Origin of the sequence: Paraburkholderia sp. EG286B, assembly GCF_040965655.1 — a bacterium.
GTDB lineage: Bacteria > Pseudomonadota > Gammaproteobacteria > Burkholderiales > Burkholderiaceae > Paraburkholderia.
Map to the genome: position 1 here is coordinate 31,459 of NZ_JBFRCF010000016.1, position 22,810 is coordinate 54,268.

General features: G+C 61.3%; 17 protein-coding genes. 3 read left to right on the forward strand and 14 right to left on the reverse strand.

Going from position 1 to position 22,810, the window contains the following annotated elements; genetic code table 11:
* Positions 1-15: 15 nt before the first annotated feature.
* The 4 genes from AB4Y42_RS29680 to AB4Y42_RS29695 form a co-directional block, all read right to left on the reverse strand.
* A complete protein-coding gene (locus AB4Y42_RS29680; protein WP_368696136.1) occupies positions 16-1,725 on the reverse strand; it encodes an FAD-binding protein in 1,710 nt (569 codons plus the stop codon).
* Entirely contained in the window at positions 1,725-3,083 is a 1,359-nt protein-coding gene (locus AB4Y42_RS29685) for an SRPBCC family protein (protein ID WP_069268808.1), read from the reverse strand. The genes AB4Y42_RS29680 and AB4Y42_RS29685 overlap by 1 nt, the downstream gene beginning before the upstream one ends.
* A gap of 178 nt (positions 3,084-3,261) precedes the next feature.
* Positions 3,262-4,194: an electron transfer flavoprotein subunit alpha/FixB family protein gene (locus AB4Y42_RS29690; RefSeq protein WP_368696137.1), complete on the reverse strand. Its 933-nt coding sequence runs from the start codon at positions 4,192-4,194 to the stop codon at positions 3,262-3,264.
* A gap of 2 nt (positions 4,195-4,196) precedes the next feature.
* Entirely contained in the window at positions 4,197-4,946 is a 750-nt protein-coding gene (locus AB4Y42_RS29695) for an electron transfer flavoprotein subunit beta/FixA family protein (RefSeq protein WP_069268810.1), read from the reverse strand.
* A 137-nt stretch (positions 4,947-5,083) separates the two neighbouring features.
* On the opposite strand from AB4Y42_RS29695, the gene AB4Y42_RS29700 reads away from it, so the two are divergent.
* Positions 5,084-6,109: an NAD(P)-dependent alcohol dehydrogenase gene (locus AB4Y42_RS29700; RefSeq protein WP_368696138.1), complete on the forward strand. Its 1,026-nt coding sequence runs from the start codon at positions 5,084-5,086 to the stop codon at positions 6,107-6,109.
* Positions 6,110-6,126: 17 nt separating this feature from the next.
* Positions 6,127-6,909 (forward strand): SDR family oxidoreductase, encoded by a 783-nt coding sequence (locus tag AB4Y42_RS29705; protein ID WP_342947375.1) that lies wholly within the window; start codon positions 6,127-6,129, stop codon positions 6,907-6,909.
* 127 nt (positions 6,910-7,036) lie between these two features.
* Here AB4Y42_RS29705 and AB4Y42_RS29710 read toward each other — a convergent pair whose 3' ends face one another.
* The 5 genes from AB4Y42_RS29710 to AB4Y42_RS29730 form a co-directional block, all read right to left on the reverse strand.
* Positions 7,037-9,520, reverse strand: coding sequence for an RND family transporter (locus tag AB4Y42_RS29710; protein WP_368685191.1), 2,484 nt, complete (start codon positions 9,518-9,520; stop codon positions 7,037-7,039).
* A gap of 12 nt (positions 9,521-9,532) precedes the next feature.
* A complete protein-coding gene (locus AB4Y42_RS29715; protein WP_368687445.1) occupies positions 9,533-10,597 on the reverse strand; it encodes a WD40/YVTN/BNR-like repeat-containing protein in 1,065 nt (354 codons plus the stop codon).
* A gap of 125 nt (positions 10,598-10,722) precedes the next feature.
* Positions 10,723-12,084: a DUF1329 domain-containing protein gene (locus AB4Y42_RS29720; RefSeq protein WP_368696214.1), complete on the reverse strand. Its 1,362-nt coding sequence runs from the start codon at positions 12,082-12,084 to the stop codon at positions 10,723-10,725.
* A 144-nt stretch (positions 12,085-12,228) separates the two neighbouring features.
* Positions 12,229-13,578 (reverse strand): DUF1329 domain-containing protein, encoded by a 1,350-nt coding sequence (locus tag AB4Y42_RS29725; RefSeq protein ID WP_368696139.1) that lies wholly within the window; start codon positions 13,576-13,578, stop codon positions 12,229-12,231.
* A 14-nt stretch (positions 13,579-13,592) separates the two neighbouring features.
* The gene (locus AB4Y42_RS29730; RefSeq protein WP_256094873.1) at positions 13,593-15,290 is read right to left on the reverse strand and encodes a DUF1302 domain-containing protein; all 1,698 of its coding nucleotides are present in this window, start codon (positions 15,288-15,290) and stop codon (positions 13,593-13,595) included.
* A gap of 1,373 nt (positions 15,291-16,663) precedes the next feature.
* Here AB4Y42_RS29730 and AB4Y42_RS29735 point away from each other — a divergent pair.
* Positions 16,664-17,323 carry a TetR/AcrR family transcriptional regulator gene (locus AB4Y42_RS29735; protein WP_069266531.1) on the forward strand — a complete coding sequence of 220 codons (660 nt, stop codon included), beginning with the start codon at positions 16,664-16,666 and terminating at the stop codon, positions 17,321-17,323.
* A gap of 68 nt (positions 17,324-17,391) precedes the next feature.
* Here the strand turns inward: AB4Y42_RS29735 and AB4Y42_RS29740 are convergent, their stop codons facing one another.
* From AB4Y42_RS29740 to AB4Y42_RS29760, 5 genes are all read right to left on the reverse strand, one after another.
* Positions 17,392-18,621 (reverse strand): cytochrome P450, encoded by a 1,230-nt coding sequence (locus tag AB4Y42_RS29740; protein WP_069266530.1) that lies wholly within the window; start codon positions 18,619-18,621, stop codon positions 17,392-17,394.
* A 74-nt stretch (positions 18,622-18,695) separates the two neighbouring features.
* The gene (locus AB4Y42_RS29745) at positions 18,696-19,829 is read right to left on the reverse strand and encodes an acyl-CoA dehydrogenase family protein (protein ID WP_368696140.1); all 1,134 of its coding nucleotides are present in this window, start codon (positions 19,827-19,829) and stop codon (positions 18,696-18,698) included.
* 9 nt (positions 19,830-19,838) lie between these two features.
* Positions 19,839-21,047 carry an acyl-CoA dehydrogenase family protein gene (locus AB4Y42_RS29750; RefSeq protein WP_368602283.1) on the reverse strand — a complete coding sequence of 403 codons (1,209 nt, stop codon included), beginning with the start codon at positions 21,045-21,047 and terminating at the stop codon, positions 19,839-19,841.
* Between the two features lie 54 nt (positions 21,048-21,101).
* Entirely contained in the window at positions 21,102-21,971 is an 870-nt protein-coding gene (locus AB4Y42_RS29755; RefSeq protein WP_368602282.1) for a MaoC/PaaZ C-terminal domain-containing protein, read from the reverse strand.
* A gap of 19 nt (positions 21,972-21,990) precedes the next feature.
* Entirely contained in the window at positions 21,991-22,797 is an 807-nt protein-coding gene (locus AB4Y42_RS29760; protein WP_368687441.1) for an enoyl-CoA hydratase, read from the reverse strand.
* Between the last annotated feature and the right edge of the window lie 13 nt (positions 22,798-22,810).

Consider the following 22,810-nt stretch of genomic DNA (forward strand, 5'->3'; position numbering starts at 1 on the left):
CGTATCTCTCCTGTCTCACCAGATTTTTGGCGCGCCGCTTGCATGGAGCGCCGCGATATAACCAAATACGAACGACGCGCCGATACTGCTGCCGGCACCGGGGTAGCAGCGGCCGACCACGGATGCCGTGCAGTTGCCGGTGGCGTACAGGCCGGGAATCTGCGAGCCGTCTTCCCTGAGCACGCGAGCGTATTCGTCGGTCACGAGGCCGCCCGCCGTACCTACGTCGCCGGGGTACATGCGCACGGCGTAGAAGGGGCCCTCTTCGATCGGCCCGAGGTTCGGGTTCGGCTTGATAGTCGGGTCGCCATGACAGCGATCGAATGCGCGCGAACCACGCCCGTAGTCTTCGTCGACGCCCGTTTCGCAGAAGCCGTTGAAGCGCTCGATCGTTTTGAGCAGACCAGCGCGGTCGATATGGCATTTCGCGGCCAGTTCTTCGAGCGTATCGGCCTTGATCATGTAGCCGCTGTCGAGCCACTTCTCAGGAATCTGCCCCGGCATGGCGGTGCCCCACGGGTAATACTTGCGCTGCCGGCTGTCCATGACGACCCACGCGGGCACGGCCTTGCCGGTCTCCTTGTGGCGCTGGTACATGCGCTGGCCGATTTCCATGTAGGCGCCCGCTTCGTCGCAGAAGCGTTCGCCATCCTGATCAACCATGAGGGAAAACGGCAGCGAGAGGTCGAGGTGATGCATAAACGGCAGCGGTGAACCGTCCGGCGCGCGCGCGCCCTCGGGCAGTTCTTCGTTGGGGCCGAGCGACGTCACGACCCACCACGCCTCCTCCATGCAGTCCACGGCGCCGCCGAGCGCGATGGCGGCTTGCAGGATTTCGCCGGTATCGCCCGGATTCGCGTTCGTCCAAGCCGCCGATGAAGGCTGCGGCTGGTATTTGCGGCGCATTTCCGCGTTGTGCGAAAAGCCGCCGGTGTTGAGCAGCACGCCTTCGCGAGCCTGGATGCGCATTTCGCGGCCGCTGCGGACCGCAACGATGCCGGTCACGCGCCCGTCCTCGACAATGAGTTCGCGCACTGGCGTGTCGGTCCAGATCGGCACGTTCGCACGCAACGCCATCTGCAGCATGCGCCCCTGAATTGCCGCGCCGTTGGCAACCAGCTCTTTGCCCGTGATCTTCTGATACAGCATGCGGCCGCCAAGCTGCATCGCCTTGCGCTTGCCGCCCCACGTGCGCTTCATCAGAAAGAGTTGCGGATATTCGTCCGAATTGGCCGGCATCGAAGGGCCCTTGTAGCGCGACAGACGCGGCGCCCATTCGCCCAGCTCCTTCACGTCGAACAGCTTTGCCAGCAGCGAACGGCCACGCGGCTCGCCACCGGGCAGCGTGTCGTAGTAGTCGGACCAGCCGTCCGCGTACACGAACTGCATACCCTGCTGTTCGAGGAACTCGGCCATCTTCGGCCCCGTGCGCAGATACGCCTCGCGTCGCGCCTCCGATGTGCCCGGGCCTTGATAGGTCACCGCCGCGTCGAAGTACTGACGCGCGCGTTCATACGAATCGCTCACGCCGTGGCGCTTCATCACGTGATTGTTAGGCAGCCACCAGACCCCTCCCGAATAACCGGTCGAGCCGCCGACCTTCGGCAGCTTCTCGATGATGAGCGCATCCTTGCCCACCGACTTGCAGGCAAGCGCAGCGCACATCGAACCGCCACCGCTGCCGACCACCACGAAATCGTAGCTAGCGTCCCAGGTCCCCGACATCACTCCTCCTGCGCGATGAATTCGCGCAGCGCGCGATGGAAGTTCGACACCGACGTTTCCTGCAGCGGATTCGTGCGCGAACCCTTGAACCCGCGCGACTTCATGCCCTGCTGCACGTTGGTCATGTTCTGGAAGTCCTGCCACAGGATCAGGCCGAAGTTTTCCTGCGCGTTCTCTTTCCAGTCGTCCACGCCGTAATAGAACTCACGCTTCAACGGCGGCTCCGCACCCGGCGCGAAGCGCTGAAGCGACCAGATGTCGTAGATGCACGAATCGGGGTTGTCGCCGTCCGGCCGCGCACGATAGAACAGCGCGCCATCGGGGTACGGGAGAAACACGAGATTCGGAAACACGTGCCAGTCCGCACCCGCGCGACCGAGCTGCTCGAACGTAATCTCGGGCCAGCCCGCACCTTCTGCGATGGCCGCTTCGCGCTGGAACTCCATCGCCTTCCCCAAGACTTCGAACTGGTTGCCCGACGGCGACATTTCGTGCATCAAACGCTTCGCGGCTTCATAGTCGCGAGCCGTGTTGATCGCCTTGAGCGTTTCTTCCATGACGCGGAAGAAGTTCACGAGACCCTGGCGCACGTCTTCAGGCATGGGCTTGCCAGTGCGCGGCGACGGCGCGCCGATCATGCGCGTGGCCGTCGAGTACCCGAACATGCCGTGGCGGCCGTAGGCGAAGCTGCGCGTTACGTCGTCGCCGGCAACGTCGAGCAACTGCGGATGCGTTGCGGCAACGTGATAGCCTTCGTTGAACGCTTCGAGTGCGACCTTCCAGTTGCACGGCAGGCGAATCGACTTGTACCAGCGGTAGCGCATCTTCTCGAACTCGAAGCAGTTCGTGATCTCCGGCACCGGATCGAGGAATCTTGCGAGCGGTTCGGCGTTCGGATCCATGTTGATGAAAACGAAACCGCCCCACGTGTCCACCAGAACGTCGGTGAGACGCAGATCGCCATCGGCCATTTCCGGGCAGCCTTCCCAGTCTTGCCGGTCGAGCACGCGCGCCACGCTGCCGTCCAGATTCCACTGCCAGCCGTGATAGGCGCAGTGAAACTTCGCGGCCTTGCCGCAACCGTTGGTCAAGCGGCGCCCGCGATGCTGGCAGACGTTGAAAAAGGCCTTGATTTCTTCAGCCGACTTGCGCACGACGATGATCGACTCGCCCGCCACATCGAAAGTCACGTAGTCGCCGACGTTGGGAATCTCCTCCAGGCGGCAGGCGACCTGCCACACGCGCGGCCACAGGCGCTCGTTCTCCCGCTCGAGAAACTGCTTCGACAGGTAACTGTCCTTCGGGACGAAATCGAGTCTGACCGTGTGCGCACCCGAATCGGGACCTCTGTTACCCATGGATATCTCCTTGATGTGGCCGGCGTAGGCGCCGGTTCCGGCTTTTTATGTCGCGGCCGCTCGTTTTGCAGCCCGGTCCGTAACCAATATGCAACTATCGGTGCAATTTCCGTGAACGGCGTTCAGATGCTAGGCCTGCGCCCGGATTGCTGTCAATCCGGACGAACGTCAATCGAACTCAATCGAGCGCCGCGGTCAGTGCGGGTACCGCTTCGAACAGATCGGCGGTGAGACCGTAATCGGCCACCTGAAAAATCGGGGCCTCGCTGTCCTTGTTGATTGCGACGATGACTTTCGAGTCCTTCATGCCCGCAAGGTGCTGAATAGCGCCGGAGATGCCGACGGCGATATACAACTGGGGCGCGACGATCTTGCCGGTCTGCCCGACTTGATAGTCGTTCGGCACGAAACCGGCATCGACGGCCGCGCGCGAAGCGCCGACGGCCGCACCAAGCTTGTCCGCGAGCGCATCGAGCAGCTTGAAGTTATCGCCGTTCTGCATGCCGCGACCGCCCGAAACGACGATGTTCGCCGCGGAAAGCTCCGGGCGGCTCGACTTCGTGAGTTCCTGACCGACAAAACGGGCCCTATCGAAGGCCGGTGCCGTGGCAATCGCGCGCGCGGGCGCGGTGCCCGAACCGGTGGCCGCCGCATCGAAAGCGGTCGGGCGGATCGTGATGACCTTGATGGTATCGGACGATTGCACCGTTGCGAGTGCATTGCCCGCGTAGATCGGACGCACGAATACATCGGGCGCCCTGATGGCGACGACATCGGAAATCTGCGCGCTGTCGAGCAACGCCGCCACGCGGGGCATGAAGTTCTTGCCCACGGCCGTCGAAGCGGCAATCACATGCGTATAGCCGCTGGCAAGTGAAACAACGAGAAAGGCGAGATTTTCCGGCAGCGCGTGCGCGTACTCGGGTGCGTCCGCCACCAGCACCTCGGCGACGCCGGCAATGCTGGCCGCTTGCTCCACCACGGCCGCGGCGCCGTGGCCCGCCACCAGCACATGAATGTCGCCGCCCGCTGCGCCCGCCGCCGTGACGGCGTTGAGCGTGGCGCGCTGCAGGGTTGCGTTGTCGTGTTCGGCGATTACGAGAATAGTCATGATCAGATCACCTTCGCTTCGTTGCGAAGCTTTTCAATCAGCGCTGCAACATCCGGAACCATTACGCCGCCTTTACGCGCCGGCGGCTCAGTCACTTCGAGAACCTTCAAACGAGGCGCGACGTCAACGTTCAGCGCCTCGGGACTCAGCGTCTCCAGAGGTTTCTTCTTCGCCTTCATGATGTTGGGGAGCGTCACATAGCGCGGGCTATTCAGGCGCAGATCGGTCGTGACCACCGCTGGCAGATCGAGCGCGACACGTTCAAGACCACCGTCGATCTCACGTGTAACGAGCAGTTGCCGCTCGTCTACTTCCGTCTTGAACGCGAATGTCGCTTGCGGCCAGCCGAGCAATGCGGCGAGCTTTTGACCGGTTTGACCAGCGTCGTTGTCGATGGCCTGCTTGCCGAGCAACACCAGCTGCGGGTTTTCCCGCGACGCAACGGCGCTCAGCAGTTTGGCGACTGCGAGAGGCTGCAGGTCGGCATCGCTTTCGACGAGCACTGCGCGATCCGCCCCCATGGCGAGCGCCGTGCGCAACACCTCCTGCGATTGCGCAGTTCCCGCCGATACCACGACGACTTCACTCGCAATACCCGCTTCCTTGAGGCGCACCGCCTCCTCCACCGCGATCTCGTCGAACGGGTTCATGGCCATTTTCACGTTGGCCAGATCGACGCCCGAACCATCGGCTTTCACCCGCGGTTTCACGTTGTAGTCGATCACGCGCTTCACCGCGACCAGTATCTTCAATTTGACGCTCCGAACGCTTTGTTGAACAATGTTCTATATTCTGAACTCATCTTTTTGCGGCTGTCAACGAGAAGAATGAACAAGGCGTCATTCGGCAACGAATTTGGCGCTCTCGTTCACCACCATGGAGACAACGAATGAAGCTCTATCGATGCGAACGTTTTGAGGGAATCTCAGGCTTGGCGCTACACGAGGAACCTGATCCACCGCAGCCTGGCTCGCATGAGGTGCTGGTGCAGGTCAACGCAAGTTCACTGAATTTTCGCGAGCTCTTGCTGATGAACGGCGCATTTCGAGACTGGATGGCGCCCAACTTCATTCCTGCCTCGGACGGCGCCGGCGTCGTGCTTGCAGCCGGTTCTGGCGTTCGGCGTTTCAAGCCCGGCGACCGGGTGATGGCGAATTTCGCGGAAAACTGGCATGGTGGCGCCCGCCCGCAACACGCGGATATGCTGGGCCGCGGCGCGATAGTCGAAGGCATGCTGCGCGACAAGGCGGTGCTGAACGAGGAGGAACTGGTTAGCGTTCCGGATCATCTCTCCGACGAGGAAGCTGCAACGCTGCCTTGCGCCGCCGTCACCGCATGGAACGCGTTGTGCGGGCATGCGCCCCTTCTGCCGGGCCAGAGCGTCCTCGTGCAAGGTACCGGCGGCGTATCGATTTTCGCGCTGCAGCTTGCGCGTCTGTTCGGCGCTCGCGTGATTGCCACGTCGTCGAGCGATGCGAAGCTCAAACGCCTCGCGCAATTAGGCGCCGACGCCACCATCAACTACCGCGAAACGCCGCAATGGGACGACGCCGTGCTGCGCTTGACCGATGGACTGGGCGTCGACGTCGTCGTCGAGGTGGGAGGCGCGCAAACCTTCGGCAAGTCCGTTGCCGCCACACGGGATGGCGGCCGAATCAGCGTCGTGGGGCTGCTAACCGGCGCGCCCTCTCCGGGCGAGGGATTCTTCACGCGCGGCCTGTCGATCGCGCCGATCCGCGTCGGTTCCCGTCAGGATTTCGAAGCGATGAATCGCGCGATCGGGCTGCACAAACTGCGGCCCGTAATCGACTCGGTTTATGACTTTGCACATGTACCGGATGCGCTGCGGCACCTCGAAAGCCAGCAGCATTTCGGCAAGATCGTCATTCGCCACCCGCAAGCAGCCACTGCATGATCGATGGGAGTCAGACTATGAAACTGTTTTCACTGGAAGGGCAGATTGCGCTCGTCACCGGAGCGTCACGCGGGCTCGGCTTCGCCATGGCAAGTGCGTTGGCGTCGGCGGGTGCGACCGTCATTCTTTGCGCGCGATCGCGCGAGAGTCTGGAAACTGCCGCGGAATCGATCAGGAAGACGGGCGGCAGCGTCGACGTGGAACCGTTCGATCTCACGGATCAAGACGCGATCAGAAGCGGCGTACGCAACGTCCTTGCGCGTCATGGACGCATCGACGTCCTGCTCAACAATGCCGGCATTTGCGAATGGAGCGATTTTCTTCAGTCGAACGTTGAAATGTGGCAAAGGACGATGGATACCAACGTCACGGCCGCGTATCTGCTCGCGCAGGAAGTCGCTCGTCCCATGATCGAACGCGGGCACGGACGCATCATCAACGTGGGTTCCTACGTTTCGGTGCTCGGCCGGGAGAAGCTCCAGGCATACGTGGCCAGCAAGCACGCGGTCGCCGGGCTCACGAAATCGCTCGGCGCGGAGTTGGGCCGCCACGGCATTCGTTGCAACGGTATCTGTCCCGGCTATTTCCTCACCGATATGGCCGAGCCCGTTACATCGAATCCGCAAATGAAGGAGATCGTCCGCTCGCATATCTCGGTTGGACGCTGGGGGAACCCGGAAGAACTCGGCGGCGTAGCCGTGTTTCTCGCCTCCGAGGCCAGCTCCTACATGAATGGCCAGATGCTGATGGTGGACGGCGGCGTCTCGGAGATCCTGAGCTTCTCGATGTCCGTGGTGTAGGCCTGCCCAGCACCGTCCGCCCCGACGTTTCCTGACTTGCACGCAATTCGGCCGCCATCTTCGCAGATGGCGGCCCGCCACATTCTTTCTGCGGGCAGTGCCGCGTAACGCGGCACATGCGACACGGTCACGACCGCAGGGTCACCTCGCCACTGCGGGCTTCGACCTGCGACGAACCCTTCGCCGCGGCTTTCGCCACTGCCTTGCGGGTGATCCCTTGCAACAGGAAATGCGACAGCGCCGGGATCAGGATCAGCGCACCGATCATGTTCCACAGGAACATGAACGTAAGCAGGATGCCCATATCGGCCTGAAACTTGATCGGCGAGAATGCCCACGTCACCACCCCCGCGGCCAGTGTCACACCCACCAGCGCCACCACCTTGCCCGTGAACTGAACTGCGTGGCGGTAGGCCACCTTCAGCGGCTGCCCTGTGCGCTGGTACGCGAGCTGCACGCTCAGCAGGTACAGCGCGTAGTCCACCCCGATCCCGACCCCCAGCGCAATCACCGGCAGCGTCGCCACCTTCACGCCAATACCCAGCTTGACCATGAGCGCCTCGCACAGCACCGACGTAATGCCGAGCGGAACGACCGCCACCACCACCGCGCGCCAGCTGCGGAACGTGATGAAGCACAGCAGGATCACCGCCGCGTACACCATGAACAGCATCGTGCGGTTCGCCTTCGCAACGACCACGTTCGTCACCGCGTCAATACCCGCCGAGCCCGCCGCCATCAGGAACTGGTGGTCCGCGTCACTGTGCGCCTTCGCGAACTCCTCGGCCACCTCCATCACCCGCGAGAGCGTTGCCGCCTTGTGGTCCGTCAGATACGCAATGACCGGCGCCGTACCGCACGTCTGGCTGATCAGGTCCGGATGGTCCAGCAGGATCTGCCAGACCGTCTTGTTGATGATCGACGGCACACGATCGATCGTGTACCACTTCGGATAGCCCTCGTAGAAGCCCGAGGTCATCCAGCGCGTCAGGCCACCCACCGAGGTCGTCGTCTGCACGCCCGGAACGCCGCGCAGTGCGGTCTCGAGGCGGTCCGCCTCCAGCACGAGCGGGAAGTTGTTCGCGTCGCAGGTGCCGTGCGACGACTTGCCGACCACCACGAACAGATCGCTCGACAGCCCGAAGTGCGCGTTGATGTACGCGTTGTCGAGGTTGTAGCGCGAGTTCGGGCGCAGCTCCGGTGCGCCGCTATCCAGGTCGCCGATCTGCAGGTGCTGGCTGATCGACCAGCCGACTGCCGTGAGCGCCGCCGCGCACACGATCGCGCCCACCGCCCAGCGGCGCTCGGTGAACCGGTCCAGCAGGTTCCAGAGCGCACCCGCGGACGAGGTGCCGCGTTCGTCGTTCTGCTCGCCACGCACGCTGCGACGTGCCGCCGACGGACTCACACCCACATACGAGAGCAGCACCGGCAGGAGCAGCAGATTCGTGAAGACAAGCACGCCCACGCCCACGCTCGCCGTGAAGGCCAGGTCCTTGATCACCGGAATGTCGATCACCATCAGCACGGCGAAGCCGACGACGTCCGCGAGCAGTGCCGTGAGTCCGGCCAGGAAGAGCCGCCGGAACGTATAGCGCGCAGCCACGTAGCGGTGCGTGCCGCGCCCGATGTCCTGCGTGATGCCGTTCATCTTCTGCGCGCCATGCGACACGCCGATCGCGAACACGAGGAACGGCACCAGCACCGAATACGGATCAAGCACGTAGCCGAGCGTGCTGATGATGCCCAGCTGCCAGACCACGGCGATGAGCGAGCAGGCCACCACCAGCAGCGTGCTGCGATAGCAGCGGGTGTACAGAAAGATCACGGTGAGCGCAATCGCCGCGGCGATACCAAAGTACATCGCCACCTGCTTCAGACCCGCGATCAGGTCTCCGATCAGCCTGGCGAAGCCCACCACGTGCACGCGCACCTCGCCCCGGCCTTCGGTCTTGATGACCTCGTCGATCTGGCGCGAGAGCTTTGCGTAGTCAAGCGCCTTGCCCGTATCGGCGTAGTGGTCCAGCAGCGGCAGCTGGATCATGCTCGAATGCAGGTCGTTGGATACGAGGCTGCCAACGATATTGGCGCGCGCCACGTTCGTACGCAGCTGTGTAATCGCCTGAGTCGAACTGTCGAAGCCGTCCGGCATGACGGGACCGCCCGCGAAGCCCTTCTCGGTCACCACATTCCAGCGCACGATCGGCATCCACAGCGATTTCACACCCGGGCGATCAACGCCTGGAATCAGGAACAGGGCATCGTTGATGCGACGCAGTGCCGCCAGGTACTTCGGATCGTAGATGTCGCCGGAAGGATTCTCGACGACGATACGCAGCGAGTTGCCGAGTCCCTTCAGGTCCGCCTTGTTGGCAAGATAGTTCTTGATGTACGGATGCGAGAGCGGAATCATCTTCTCGAAACTCGCATTGACATCGAGCCGCGTCGCCTGAAACCCGAGCACCGCGGTGATGATCGCGCAGATGATCATCAGCCAGGGACGCCGGTTGAAGATCAGCCGCTCGAGCGCATTGCCAGAACGCGAATCGAACTGGGCAAGATCCGCCACGACGGGCATTTTGTCGAATTGGGCATTGTTGCCGCCAGCCATGTCTGCTCCCCCTTATTGCGACTTCGCCAATGTGACGCGCGTCAGGCCTGCTGCGCCGGCCAGCACCGCGGTGTCGTCGCGCAGCGCCATGGCGAAGACCCCGCCCGGCTGGCTCGCGCCCAGTGTGTGGAACGTTGCGCCCTGATCGGTGCTCTCGAGCAGTTCGCCGGCCTGCGTGGCCAGCAGCAGACGACCATTCGGGAGCTCGGCTGAGGCGAGGATGCTCGCGCCGGTTGGCAGCGTGATTTTGCTCCAGGTGGCGCCGCCATCGGTGGAGCGGTAAGCGTTGCCGAGCAGGCCGTATGCGACCATCGCGTTGCCAGCCGCGGCGAGTCCGAAGAGGCTGCCCTTCGACGGCGAGGACATCGCAACGAAGCGCTGCCTGTCGGGGTCGAGTTTGAGCAGCAGCCCCTGCTCGCCCACGATATAGAGCGTCCCGTTAATACGCCGCATCGCATGCAGGTTCAGGGCGTCCGGGTTGTCGACGCGGTCAAACCATGGAACCCAGTTCTTGCCGCCGTCTTCGGTATGGAAAATGATGTTGAACGAACCGATGACCCAGCCCGAGCGCTCGTCGTCGAACCAGACGTCGAGGAAAGGACGTCCGCCCTGGTCGGCCACGAAGCGCTGGGCCTCCTCGCGCGAGGCCTTCAAGTCCGGCGAATCGCCCCGCTGCTGCGCGTAATAGTCGGTCATCAGCTTCGCGGCCTGCTCGCCGTCAAGCTGGCGCGTCCAGGTATTGCCGCCATCGGCCGTATGGAGCACTTCCCCATCGTGTCCGACCGCCCAGCCCAGCGTCGAGGACTTGAAGGTCACCGCAACAAGATCGGCGCTCACTGGCACGTTCACCTGGCGCCAGTGCGCCGCGTCGTCGTCCGAGACGAGAATGACGCCGCGTGGCCCCACCGCGACCAGTCGCTGGCCGGCCTGGGCAACGGCCATCACGGGTTCGTGTGCAGCGCGTGGGTTGGTGATTGCCGGCGAGTGCATCGGGTCGGCAAACCCCGCATAAACCGCACTGCTCGCGAGGCCTGCTGCCGCCACCAGGGCGAGCCAACGAAACATGGTATTGCGCATTGCGTCTCCTTCACAGTTACTGCCGATCGACTCCGCGAGCTGTCCTGGGCTTTATGTAATTTTGGCGTGCAGTGCCGGGTCGAACCGGCACTGCAAGTTTGCTGCGCTTACTGCTTTACCGCCTGCTACCGGATACCGCTTGACTGCATGTGCTCCGGCGTAAAGAAGTCATGCGAAAAGCTGCTATTGAAGAAGACGCCCGGCGATTCGGCCGGATGGCTTCCGAAGATATACACACCGCTATTGAAGTCGTAGAACCAGTTGCCCAGCGAATACGGCACTTTGTAATCGTAGGCAGGCACCGTGGTCTGGAAACCCCCACGATAGAGCTTGCCCGACTGGTCGTACGCGTCCATCATTCCGCCGCCGCCGTCCTCGTCGAAGTACATCGTCTTCTTGCTGTAGATGTGGCGCGAGCCCGGCTTGAGCGTCAATTCCACAACCCACACCCGGTGCAGTTCCCAACGCACATCGTCGGGATTCACGAAATGCGGCGTCAGGATCTTGCTCGCAGGCGTCTCGTACTGTTGCTTGTAGTCGTTGTACGGGATGTACATCTCCTTCTTGCCGATCAGCTTCGCATTCCAGCGATCGATCTTCCCGTAGAACAACTGAATGTCGTCCATCGTGATCGCGCCCGAGTAGCCGGGGTTCGGAGTGTCATAGGCCAGGTCTGGCGCGACTCGTACGCGACGCTGACCGGGGTTGTACTCCCACGATTGCTGGTCGTGATCCGCAGTGTCCGTGAAGAACCAGTAAAGCGTGGTATCACCAATCATTCGCGCCGGCGCTACGAAATCATTGTTGATGTACTGCCAGACGGCAGTGCCACCCTTCTTCTTGAATGCATCTTCCTGCTTGAGGTCGAAATACGGGTAGTAAATCGAACTCTTGAATTGCGCCGCGAGGATCGGCGTGCCGCTGGTGTCGACGAGCCACGTCTTTACGTTGTTGCGCTGCGCCGTACCGACGTAGCGCAGTTCCCAGTCCCACATCGCTTCCTGCCCATTGCTGGGCACAGGAAACGGTTTTCCGCCGAATGCATCTGCCACGAACAGACCGTTCTTTTCGAGCTTCGCACTCTGCGCATTCTTTTCCGAGTTCGCCAGATACCAGTCCGGGTACGAGACGGAACGGTGCGTCGGGTAAACATCCATGCGGTACGTCGGGTAGCGCTTGAACAGCTCGAGCGAACTGGCACTCAATTTGTCGGCGTATTGCTGGTAGTTTTGCGCCGTTATCTGCATCGCCGGCTTCTCACCGGCAAACGGATCCGCCCACTTTCCCGAGTCGGGCTTAAAACCCGCCGGCGCCTGCGTAATTCCGCCCGTGTACGCAGGAATCGTCCCGTCCTTGCTGCCGGCAATTTGCGCGCCGAATGGCGTCATCCCGTTCTCGAGCGCGCCAGCCATCGGCGCCATGCAAACAGCCGCCGCAAATGCGAGCGCCTTCATCAACATCAGGTGCTTCTTCAAAGCCTTCACCATCCCTTTCCTGATTAACTCAGAACCAAAAGCAACAACGCTACTTTCGATACCCAACACCCATGTAGAACTTCGTTGCCGAAGCGTCCTGCCCGGCGGGGCCACGCAGGACGCTACTAATTACCTCACTCCTGCATCGGCAGGCAATTAGCGCACACCCGCAGACTGCATGCGTTCCGGCGTGTAGTAGTCGGACGGGAAGCTCACGTTAAAGAGAATCCCCGGCGTCTCGGCAGGGTGACTGCCGAAGATGTAAATGCCGCTATTGAAGTCGTAAAACCAGTTGCCGAGCGAATACGGAACCTTGTAGTCGTAGGCGGGCACCGTCGTCTCGAATCCACCACGATAGAGCTTGCCCGACTGGTCGTAGGCGTCCATCATCCCGCCACCGCCATCTTCATCCAGGTAGAGCATCTTGCGGCCGTAGACGTGGCGCGCACCCGACTTGAGCTTCAGGTCAATGACCCACACACGGTGAAGCTCCCAGCGTACGTGATCCGGATTGACGAAATGCGGTGTGAGGATCTTGCTCGCCGGCGTTTCATACTGCTGCTTGTAGTCGTTGTACGGGATGTACATCTCCTTCTTGCCCACGAGCTTGGCGTCCCAGCGATCGATCCGTCCATAGAACAACTGGATGTCATCCATCGTGATTGCCCCCGAATACCCGGGGTTCGGCGTATCGTAGGCCAGATCCGGCGCCACCCGCACACGACGCTGCCCCGGGTTGTATTCCCAGGACTGCTGATCATGATCCGCCGTATCCATGAAGTACCAGAAGAGGGTCGTATCGCCAATCAAGCGCGCCGGTGCCGCGTAGTCGTTGTACACGTAATACCAGTTTGCGAGGCCCGCTTTTTTCCGGAATTCATCCTCCTTCTTGATATCGAAGTACGGGTAATAGAGCGAGCTCTTGAATTGCGCCGCAAGGATCGGCGTACCACTCGAGTCCACCAACCACGTTTTCACGTTATTGCGTTGGAGCGTACCGACGTAACGCAACTCCCAGTCCCACAACGCTTCCTGCCCATTCTTCGGCACCGGAAACGGCTTTCCGCCAAATGCTCCGGACAGGTAAAGGCCGTTCTTTTCAAGCTTCGCGGTTTGAGCGTTCTTGGTGGAGTTCTCCAAATACCAGTCGGGATACGAAACGCTGCGGTGAGTCGGATAGACATCCATCCTGTAAGTCGGATAGCGCTTGAATAATTCGATTTCCGACGCACTTAATTTGTCCGCGTATTGCTCGTAGTTTTGTGCCGTGATCTGGAGAATGGGTTTTTCACCGGGAAACGGATCCGCCCATTTTCCTGAGTCCGGTTTGAATGCGGCCGGAGCCTGCGTGATGCCCCCGGTATAGGCAGGAATTGTCCCGTCCTTGTTTCCTGCGATCTCGGCGCCAAACGGCGTCAATCCGCTATCGGCGGCTAGCGTGTATGGCGAAGCCCAGATTGCCGCAAGAACCGCAAGCGCCTTAAGAAGCTTTGGGAATCTTTTCACAGCTGTCTCCATTATCAAAACGTCGTCTGATACGTGATGCCGAGCCACGACTTGTCGCTGTACGGCGCGCCGAGAGCGGTTGCGGCGCCCGCCGTCGAGTACCCCTTCTTGTTCATGTAATAGGTGTAGGTGATGTCCACCTCGTGCTTGTTGTAGATTGTGAAGTCGAGCCCGACCACGAACGTATTCTGGCCTTGTGCCTCGGCGGCCGGCGAGATAACGGACGAGTAGCCCTTCAGGTTCAGATTGACGAACAGCGGCATCGTCAGGTCGACCCCAGGGAATACCTGATACCACTGCGGGCTCGCACCGATCCCGAGACCGGCCCAGAAGCGCGTCGAGCAGTTATTGAATGCAGAATTGCCCGATGCCGAACACTGGCCGGTGGTGTCATAGCTGGAATTCGCAAAATTTCCCGCATTCGACTGCACGCTCAACAACTGATTGAACGAGAATTCCGCCTGCAGGAACATGTTGTCCCACAACGGCGACTTGCCGAACGACTGCGTAACGTTCAAAAGACCATGCAGCGTACGGCCGGTCGGCGCGTCGTTGACCGTCGTCGTGTTGACTGCATTGAGCGGCATGTTCCAGCGGTATGAGACTTCCCCAGCCACGGCGGCATTGCCGATAGCACTATTGAAGCCCAGACCGATCAGGTTGACGTCGTTGCCGTATTTCGCCGTGACGCCCGGCAGATTGGTGCCCGGGAAGAGTTGCGGCCCAGCGCCCGGCACGAGCACGGCCGCCCAAGGCATCTTCATGGCGAAGTGGCGATACGTCAGTTCGTAGGTGGTTGCCAGCGAATCAACACGCCACTTGCCGTCAAGACCGATATCACCGATCTGACCTTTGGTCGGCGGTACACGCGGAATCGCGAACGTGCCCAGTCCGGGGATCGTCGTGTAACTGGCCACCGGCGGCCCATAGAGAATCGGATCCGCACCGCCGAAATAGGTGCCGCCTTCTGGCAGGCGATCGTGGTTCCACTCGAAGGTGTATTGCGCCCCGAGGGTGATCGTATCCGTAATGTTCGTCGTCACGTCAGCCTGAGCCGTCGGCAACACGATTTCCTTCAGCGATGCGCTCGGGCTCTGCGTCAGCTTCATCAGGTCCAGCGGCGCCTGGCCAATCGCCACCGAGTTGGCGCCGCCCAGCGTAGCAAACGCCGACTGCCCCCAGGTTACCGCCGTACGGCCTAGCTTGACGTTGACAGAATGCCCGCCGAGGTCAAAGGTGTTGAACACGAAGGCATCACGCAACTCGGCGCTCGGTCCCTGGTAATACTTCTTGATGTAGCTTGTGTACTCGTTGTTGGGATAGTTCGGCGGAAATGCAGGATTGCTCGTGTTGTGATTCTTGAACGTCGGGTCGTACCACGCATCCATACTGATGCGGAAGCCCGACGTCTCCTTGTACTTGAAATCGAACTCGCTATAGAGGTTCAGCATCGCCTGGATCGTGCTGAACCTCGGCGTCGACAGATCACCTTCGTCGTAGGTCGGACTGTTCGTGTAGAAGTGATCCGGGTTCTGAAGCCGAATGTCGTAATCCGCACGCACCGTGTTATCCCATTCCATGTCGATGTCCGGGTTCGGCACATCGAAGTGAAATGCATTGGCGTTCGCGCTCCACAACCCGCAAGCCGCCGCGATACAGGTTGCATGCACGCCAAGGCTGATCGCACTTGGCTTCAGGCTCTTCATTTTCATGCGTCTCCTCTTTTCTTTGTCGAACTGCCGCAGAAAAGGCCAAGGCCGTTGGACTGCCGCAGACTTTTAGCTATGAAGCGAAACCGGCCTCCCTACCTCGTCAGCATCGCGTCTCGGGGTCCCCCAAGCGCATCACCAGAATGCGAATGCTGTTCGCAAAGATAAACGCTCGAAACCTGACTGTCAACGCTCGCTCACCCCTATGCGGTACATTTTCTCGAACGCCGTTCACAAACCTGGGTAAACGAGGGTTCGATTTTTGTCATCGGCTTAACTCGGTACATGCATGCCTCGGCCAAGTGGCGCCGACTGCATACGGCGCGCGCGCGTTGTGCCCACGCGTGTTGGCAGCGCTCGCATTTGCGGGGCATTCGCCTCGCCTGTGCGGGTTGGCGATGCGATCTATGGGAGCTTTCGCTGCAACAACCCGGCGGCGGTTCATCAATCGACATGCAGGCCGGACGCGGCCAGGTACCGCCGACCCAAAGCGGTACGCGGTACCGGTCATGGCAGAAGCGGCGTTTAGTCTGTCGATTCAATGGTGAACGGAGGAAGAATTGCACGAGCGACCGAAGCGCTTACGGGACCAGGCCGTCTTCCTTGGCAGTCCTTCCATATATGCCGGCTGTCGGCCGAGACTTTCGCGATCCGCTACCCCGTTCCTGCGCGAGAGTGCATTGCTGGTTTTCGGGGAGCAGGAGGGAACACGCGCCAGGCCCCATCGTCATGCCGAAAGAAGAATATCGAAAGCCCCCCCTCCGAGGCGGATGACCGTGCGAGCACACACCTCGTCTGGCTCGAATTCGCGAAGTTATATCGGGTCACGTGCACCGGGGTGGTCGCAGAGGGCGCGAACCATTTTTCGATGAGCGCACGCAAAGAACTTTCTCCAAGTTTCATGCCCTGCTCCTTCAACCGCTCGGTGCGCGCCTCTGACGATCACACTCACGAGTGCAAATGGAGGCACTCACCAGTCAGCCCAGACACCCGGTTCCTCGTGCTCCGGTTGCCGTCGCGAAAGGATCCGTGTGATTGGACACAAATGTGTCTACTGACTAAATATTAGTAGTCAGTAGACCCATTATCAAGATTCAACCGTACCAGGGGAAATGCCGGTATGGACAAGTCCACCCTATTTTCTAGTAGCATGCGTGATGCTACGGGGCGAGAGCCGCATGTGATCTGGAATCAATTAGTCGTCGGACTACCGTTTATTCGTCGCCTGACTAGCAGTATCATCAGATCAAACTCGCCGCCGTCCGTGTCGAATCGGAAGACGTACCTACCGGGGGCGGGAACAGTTGCCAGTCTTGTTCGTCTCGCCCTTACAACGCGCGCGAGAGGGACAGGAAACGCCAAGGAGAGCACAACAGATGAAAGACCTGACCATCTCATCGGCAGACCTCGACAAGCCGGCAGCAGACGCGCCTCGGCGGCGAGGGAACAGATCTACACGTGTGCCAGCCATCATTGAAGTGGCGATCGAAGTCTTCGCATCGGAAGGCAACGCTGGATTCACGCAACGCCGCATCGCCAGCGACGCAGGCATCCGGCTGAGGACGCTGCAGCACTATTTCAGCACCCGCGAAGAACTATTGCGGGCCACGATAGAGGCATTCACGAATCGCTATTTCGAACACTATCAGGCGATCACGCAGGACAAACACCGGCCACCGGAGGCCCGGCTGGACATGATCGTCGAAGAGGCATTCTCTGTGCTGACGGCACCCGGCGGCAATCGCGTTAGCGCCTTTGTGCTGGAAACCTGGAGCCTGGCTGAACACGAACCGTATCTCCATGCCCTGATGGCCAAATCCACTGCGGATTTCCAGGTTCTTCTCGCGGAACTGATCGCGGAAATCAACCCAACCTTGGCGTCGGCGGAATGTACGCTGCGTGGCGCCCTGCTTCTTTCCCATCTGCAAGGTCTGGTCGTCTTTCTTCGCCGGTCGGGGACGAATACACCCGAGCGGGATTCATTCCGTCACGCCATGAAGGTCGTCTGGCGTGCGCTGAGCAAAGCGTCTCCATGAATCTGAAGTTCAGGTGCGCGCAGCACGGGTAGCGGTCTGCGCGCACCGCCTTCTGCAGATGTGGACGCTCAGCCGGCGACTTTCCACACAAGAGGCAAGTGGTACAGCGTGCCGTTCACCCCTCCGTGGACACCCGCCTTCTCACCCGGCTTGATCTGGAAGTCAGGAATACGCTTGAGCCATTCCTGGAGGAAAACCTTCAGTTCCACGCGCGCAAGGAACGAGCCGGGACAACGATGCGCACCATTGCCGAACGTCGAATGAATCGGCGTGGGCCGGGTAAAATCGACGGTAAGCGGATCGTCGAATTTTCTCTCGTCGAGGCCATGCAGCGTGGTCGGCATGATGATCATGTCTCCCTCTTTGAGCCGCACGCCCTTATATTCGAAATCGTGAGTGATCCGCCGACCCTGGTTGACCACCGGGAAACGCCGTAATAGCTCGTCAACGGCCTTTTGGGTCAGTTCGGGATTGTCGATGAGCTGCTTGCGGTGCGCGGGACTGCCGGCCAGAAAACTGGCGATGAATCCCATTGCGGACGCAACGGTATCGAGGCCGCCGATCAGCACGAGTCCGCACAGACCGCGAACCTCCTCGTCGGTCAAGGCTCGCCCGTCGATTTTCGAATTCACGATCTTGCTGATGAGATCGTCGCCCGGATTCGCGCGCCGTTCGGCGATCTTCACGCCCAGGTACTGGAAGATTGCGCCTAGCGCACCGAGCTTCTCCCTGGCGTCCACCGGGCGCACCATCTTGTCGGCGAGACTCAGGAGGTACTCGCGATCCTCGGCGGGCAGCGCCACCATGTTCATGAAAATGCCGATCGGCAGATGCTGCGCGAACCCAGAGACGAATTCCACTTCGCCCTTCGGGTAAAAGTCTTCAATCAACTCGATCGCCATTTCGCGCGCTTTTTCTTCGAGCTTGCTGATCGCCTGCGGCATGAACGCGGGCGCGATCAACGCACGATACGCCGTATGCTGCGGAGGATCGAAGAAGATCGGCGGCAACGGCTGATGCTCGACCAGGGGAACGGTGAGCTGCTTCGACGAGAAGTTCTCGTAGTCCTTCAAGATGTGATAGATGTCGTCGCCGCGCGTGGCGATCCAGTGCCCGCCGTTGCGAGGCGTCCAGAAAATGTCGGGAATCCCTTCGGCGTGCAGCTTCTTGAGCGAGAGATGGTAGTCGTCTTCTGCGCCGGGCGGGTGATAGATATCGATATCGAATACCCGTTCCGGCGAAACGTGTGCGGGTACCGGCGCCAGTTCCGGAGTCACGCCATGGCCAGTTGCTGACATAAGGTTGTCTCCTTTCTTCGAATTGACCGCTCTACGCGGTCGGATGAATCGTTCTTGTTGCCATCGAGCCGCGGTTACAGGAACGCGCCGTATAGCTCGATATGGTGCTCGGTGTTTCCCCACGTCATGTCGATGCAGGTGAGGCGCTTTACATACCAACCCACCGCCAGCTCGTCCGTCATGCCCATCCCACCGTGAAGCTGCACTGCCTGCTGCGCGACGAAGCGCGCGCTGCGCCCGATCAGCGCTTTCGCAGCGGTCACAGCGCGATGAGCGGCAACGTCATCGTCTTCGCCGAGCCTGGCAGCCGCAAAATAGACGATCGATTTCGCCTGCTCCACCGCGGTCAAAATATCGGCGGCGCGGTGCTGCAGCGCCTGGAACTTGCCGATGGGCGAGCCAAACTGCTTGCGTGTGCGCAGATACTCGAAAGTCAGTTCGCTCAGCCGCGACATCGCGCCCACGGCTTCGGCGCACAGCGCGAATATGCCCTGATCGACAGCCCAGTCGAGCAACGGGTAGCCTCGATCGATCGTGCCGATCACCGCCTGTTGGTCGACTCGCACCCCGTTCAGCACCACTTCCGCGACACGCTGGCCATCCAGTGCGGGAAACCCCTTGACGCTCACACCTTGCGCGCGCGCATCGACAGCGAAAAGCGTGATGCCGTGCTTGTCCGCCTGCTCGCCTGCCGTGCGCGCCGAGACCAGCAGAATGTCCGCGCAGTCGCCGTGCAGCACGACGCCCTTGCGGCCATCGAGGACGAACCCGTCGCGCGTTGCCTCGGCCCTCGTCGCGACGTTCCACAAATCGAAACGCGCGCCAGGTTCGAGTGTTGCAAGCGCCGTCTTCAGGCTGCCGTCTGCGATGCCGGCCAGCAGCTCCGCCTTGCGTGCCTCGTGTCCCGCGCGCCCGATGAGCTTCGCGCCGATCACAGCCGACGAAACGAACGGTTCCAGCACGAGTCCCCGGCCGAAGGCTTCCATTACGAGCATGGTCTCGACCGGTCCCGTGCCAAGGCCGCCGTGGTCCTGCGGCACGTTTAGCGCGAGCACGCCCATTTCGGCGAGCGTGGACCAATGCGCATCCGACCAGCCCTGCGGCGTGGCAGCGAGACGGCGCCTCGCCTCGAAGTCGTATTCCTTTTCGACGAAGCGACCGACCACGTCGGCCAGCATCTGTTCCTCTTCAACCAGCGTGAAGTCCATGGCGTGTCCTCAGATGCCGAGCGCCTGCTTGGCGATGATGTTTTTCTGCACTTCGGTCGAACCGCCGTAGATCGAAATCTTGCGCCAGTCCAGGTAGTGCGCGGCCAGCGCGTTGAGCAATTCGCCGTTCGCGGTTTCGCCGCGCCAGTCCGCCTCCAGCGCTTCGCTTACGAAGGGCACTGCATACGGGCCTGCGCATTCCATGATCAGCTCGGTGAGCTCCTGCTGAATCTCCGACCCGCGGATCTTCAGCACCGAGGCTTCCGGCCCGATGGGACGCCCTGCGGTTTCAGCGGAGACCACGCGCAGAAGCGACCATTCGTGAGCGATCAAATCGATTTCCACCTTGGCGATGCGATCGCGAAAGCGCACGTCCTCGATGAGCGGTTTGCCGTGCTTGCGCTCGGTGCTCGCAATCTCCTTGAGACGCCGCATGAAGCGCTTGCAGTTGCCAAGTCCGGCGATATTCGTGCGCTCGTGTCCGAGCAGATACTTCGCGATCGACCAGCCGCGATGCTCCTCTCCGACGAGATTGCTCACCGGCACTTCCACGTTGTCGAAGAACACTTCGTTGACGTCGTGACCGCCGTCCAGCGTGCGAATCGGTCTGACCGTGATACCGGGCGTCGACATATCGATCAGCAGGAACGAGATGCCTTCCTGCGGGCGGCCGCTTCCGTCCGTGCGAACCAGACAGAAAATCCAGTTCGCCCATTGCGCGAACGAGGTCCAGATCTTCTGGCCGTTGACCACATAGAACGATTGACCGTCACGCTCGATACGCTCTGCACGCGTTTTGAGCGAGGCCAGATCGGAACCCGCGCCCGGCTCGGAATAACCCTGGCACCACCAGTCCTCCATCGAGACGATGCGCGGCAGGAAGCGCTCGCGCTGCGCCGCAGTGCCGAACTTCTGGATCACGGGTCCGACCATCGAAAGGCCGAACGGCATCTGGCGCGGCGCGCCAGCGGTAAAGCATTCCTCGTCGAAGATATTGCGCTGCGCGGCATTCCAGGCGGCGCCGCCGAATTGCGTGGGCCATGCGGGGGCGCCCCAACCCTTTCCAGCCAGAATTCGTTGCCAGCGCACGTAGTCTTCGCGCGGCACATGGCGGAAATTCAGCACGCGATCACGAATGTCGTCAGGCAAATGCGTCGCTACGAATTCCCGCACCGTGGCGCGAAACGCCTTCTCGGCGGGGCTTTCTCTCAGGTCCATCGTCAGGCTCCAGTCGCTGCCCGGCAAGTCGCGTTGGCACTGCCAGGCGCGGTTTCAGGCAATTTCCACGATGCCGTTGTTCAGCACCACCACATCGCGCGCGTCAACACGCGCGCGCAAATGCAGGCGGGTGTCGCTATCCCTCCAGAACTGGAAACGCACTTCTTCGCCCGGATAAACCGGCGAAGTCAGACGCAGGGCGAGCCGCTTCAGACGGGTGGCATCGTTGCCGGCGAAGGTGCGAATCGCGGCGTAGCCCGCCATGCCATAGGTCGCGAGGCCGTGCAGAATGGGGCGGCTGAAACCCGCCTTCGAAGCCACTTCAGGATCCGCGTGCAGCGGGTTGGCATCGCCCGAAAGGCGATAGATCAACGCGGCATGGGCGCCGGTGGAGAAGACGTATTCCGCATCCGGTGCGCGCTCCGGCACCGGCGGAAGCGCTTCGGGCGGCACGTCGCTGACCCCCGACTCCGCGCTAAACCCGCCGTCGCCACGCAGAAACGACACCTGGCGGACTTCGGCGAGTTGTTCGCCGCTCGAAACGTCGATGATGTCACGCATGAGCTCGACGATCGCGCCCTTTCCCGCGCCTTTATCGGAGATGCGGCTCACGCGCGTCTTGCTGACGATGGTCGCGGCAACCGGCATCGGCCGCACGAAACGGACGTCCTGCTCACCGTGCACGAGCTTCAGGTAGTCGATGCCCGTACGCGGATCGCGCATCCACGATTTCGGCCACGCGAACGCGGCCGCGCAAGTCGGCATTGCCTGCAGGTCCCTTTCATAGACGTAGCGCAGCTGGTCTGCGTCCAATGGGTCTCCGCCGAGGCCAAGGCCCAGCGAATACAGCATGACGTCGCGTTCGCTGTACGTCTGCGTAACATCTTCGATAGGCCAGTTCTTGACGACTTCGTAGTTCAGCATGAGGGTGTCCTGTAGGTGCTCAGTAGTCCGTGAAGTTGGGCTTGCGCTTCCCGAGGAAGCTCGCCATGCCTTCCTTGTAGTCGTCGCACTGGTTGGCGATCGGCATATCCAGACCGGCCGACATGATCGCCTCGTGGGGCGTCTGGAAAGGCACCTCCCAGACCTGTTCCTTCATGATGCGCATGGAGCGCGGCGAGCAGTAATCCGCCATTTCGCGCGCGTAGGCATAAGTCTCTTCGACCAGTTTCTCCGCCGGGATCGCACGATTCACGAGTCCCATGCGCTCGGCTTCGCGCCCTTTGATCTTGCGGCCCGAGAGCAGCAGGTCGAGCGCATGCGCCTGGCCCACGTGGCGCGCGAGGATCCACGCCATGCCGTATTCGGCGGTCAGACCGCGCCGCGCGAATGCCGTGGTGATGGTGGCGTCTTCCGAAGCAAACCGGATGTCGCAAAAGAGCGCGTGAATCAGGCCAATACCGACGGTCGCGCCATTGAGCATGGCGATCACCGGCTTCGGAATGGCCGGGTAATACGAACAACGCGTCTGCCAGTCCGCGCGCTTGCGCATGTCGAACGGACGCGGCAGCTTGGTCATGAGTGCGGCGGGGTCACCACCGAAGCTGTGAATATCGCCGCCCGCGCAAAACGCCTTCCCCGCGCCGGTGAATACGATGACACGCACACCGCGGTCCGCGCCCGCGGCCTGCATTGCCTCGTACACGTCCGTCGCCACCTGGTCGTTCCAGGTGTTCATGTGTTCAGGACGGTTGAGCGTGATCGTCGCGATACGGTCCTTGACGTCGTACAGAATGGTCTCGAAGCGCATGAGATCCCCTCTC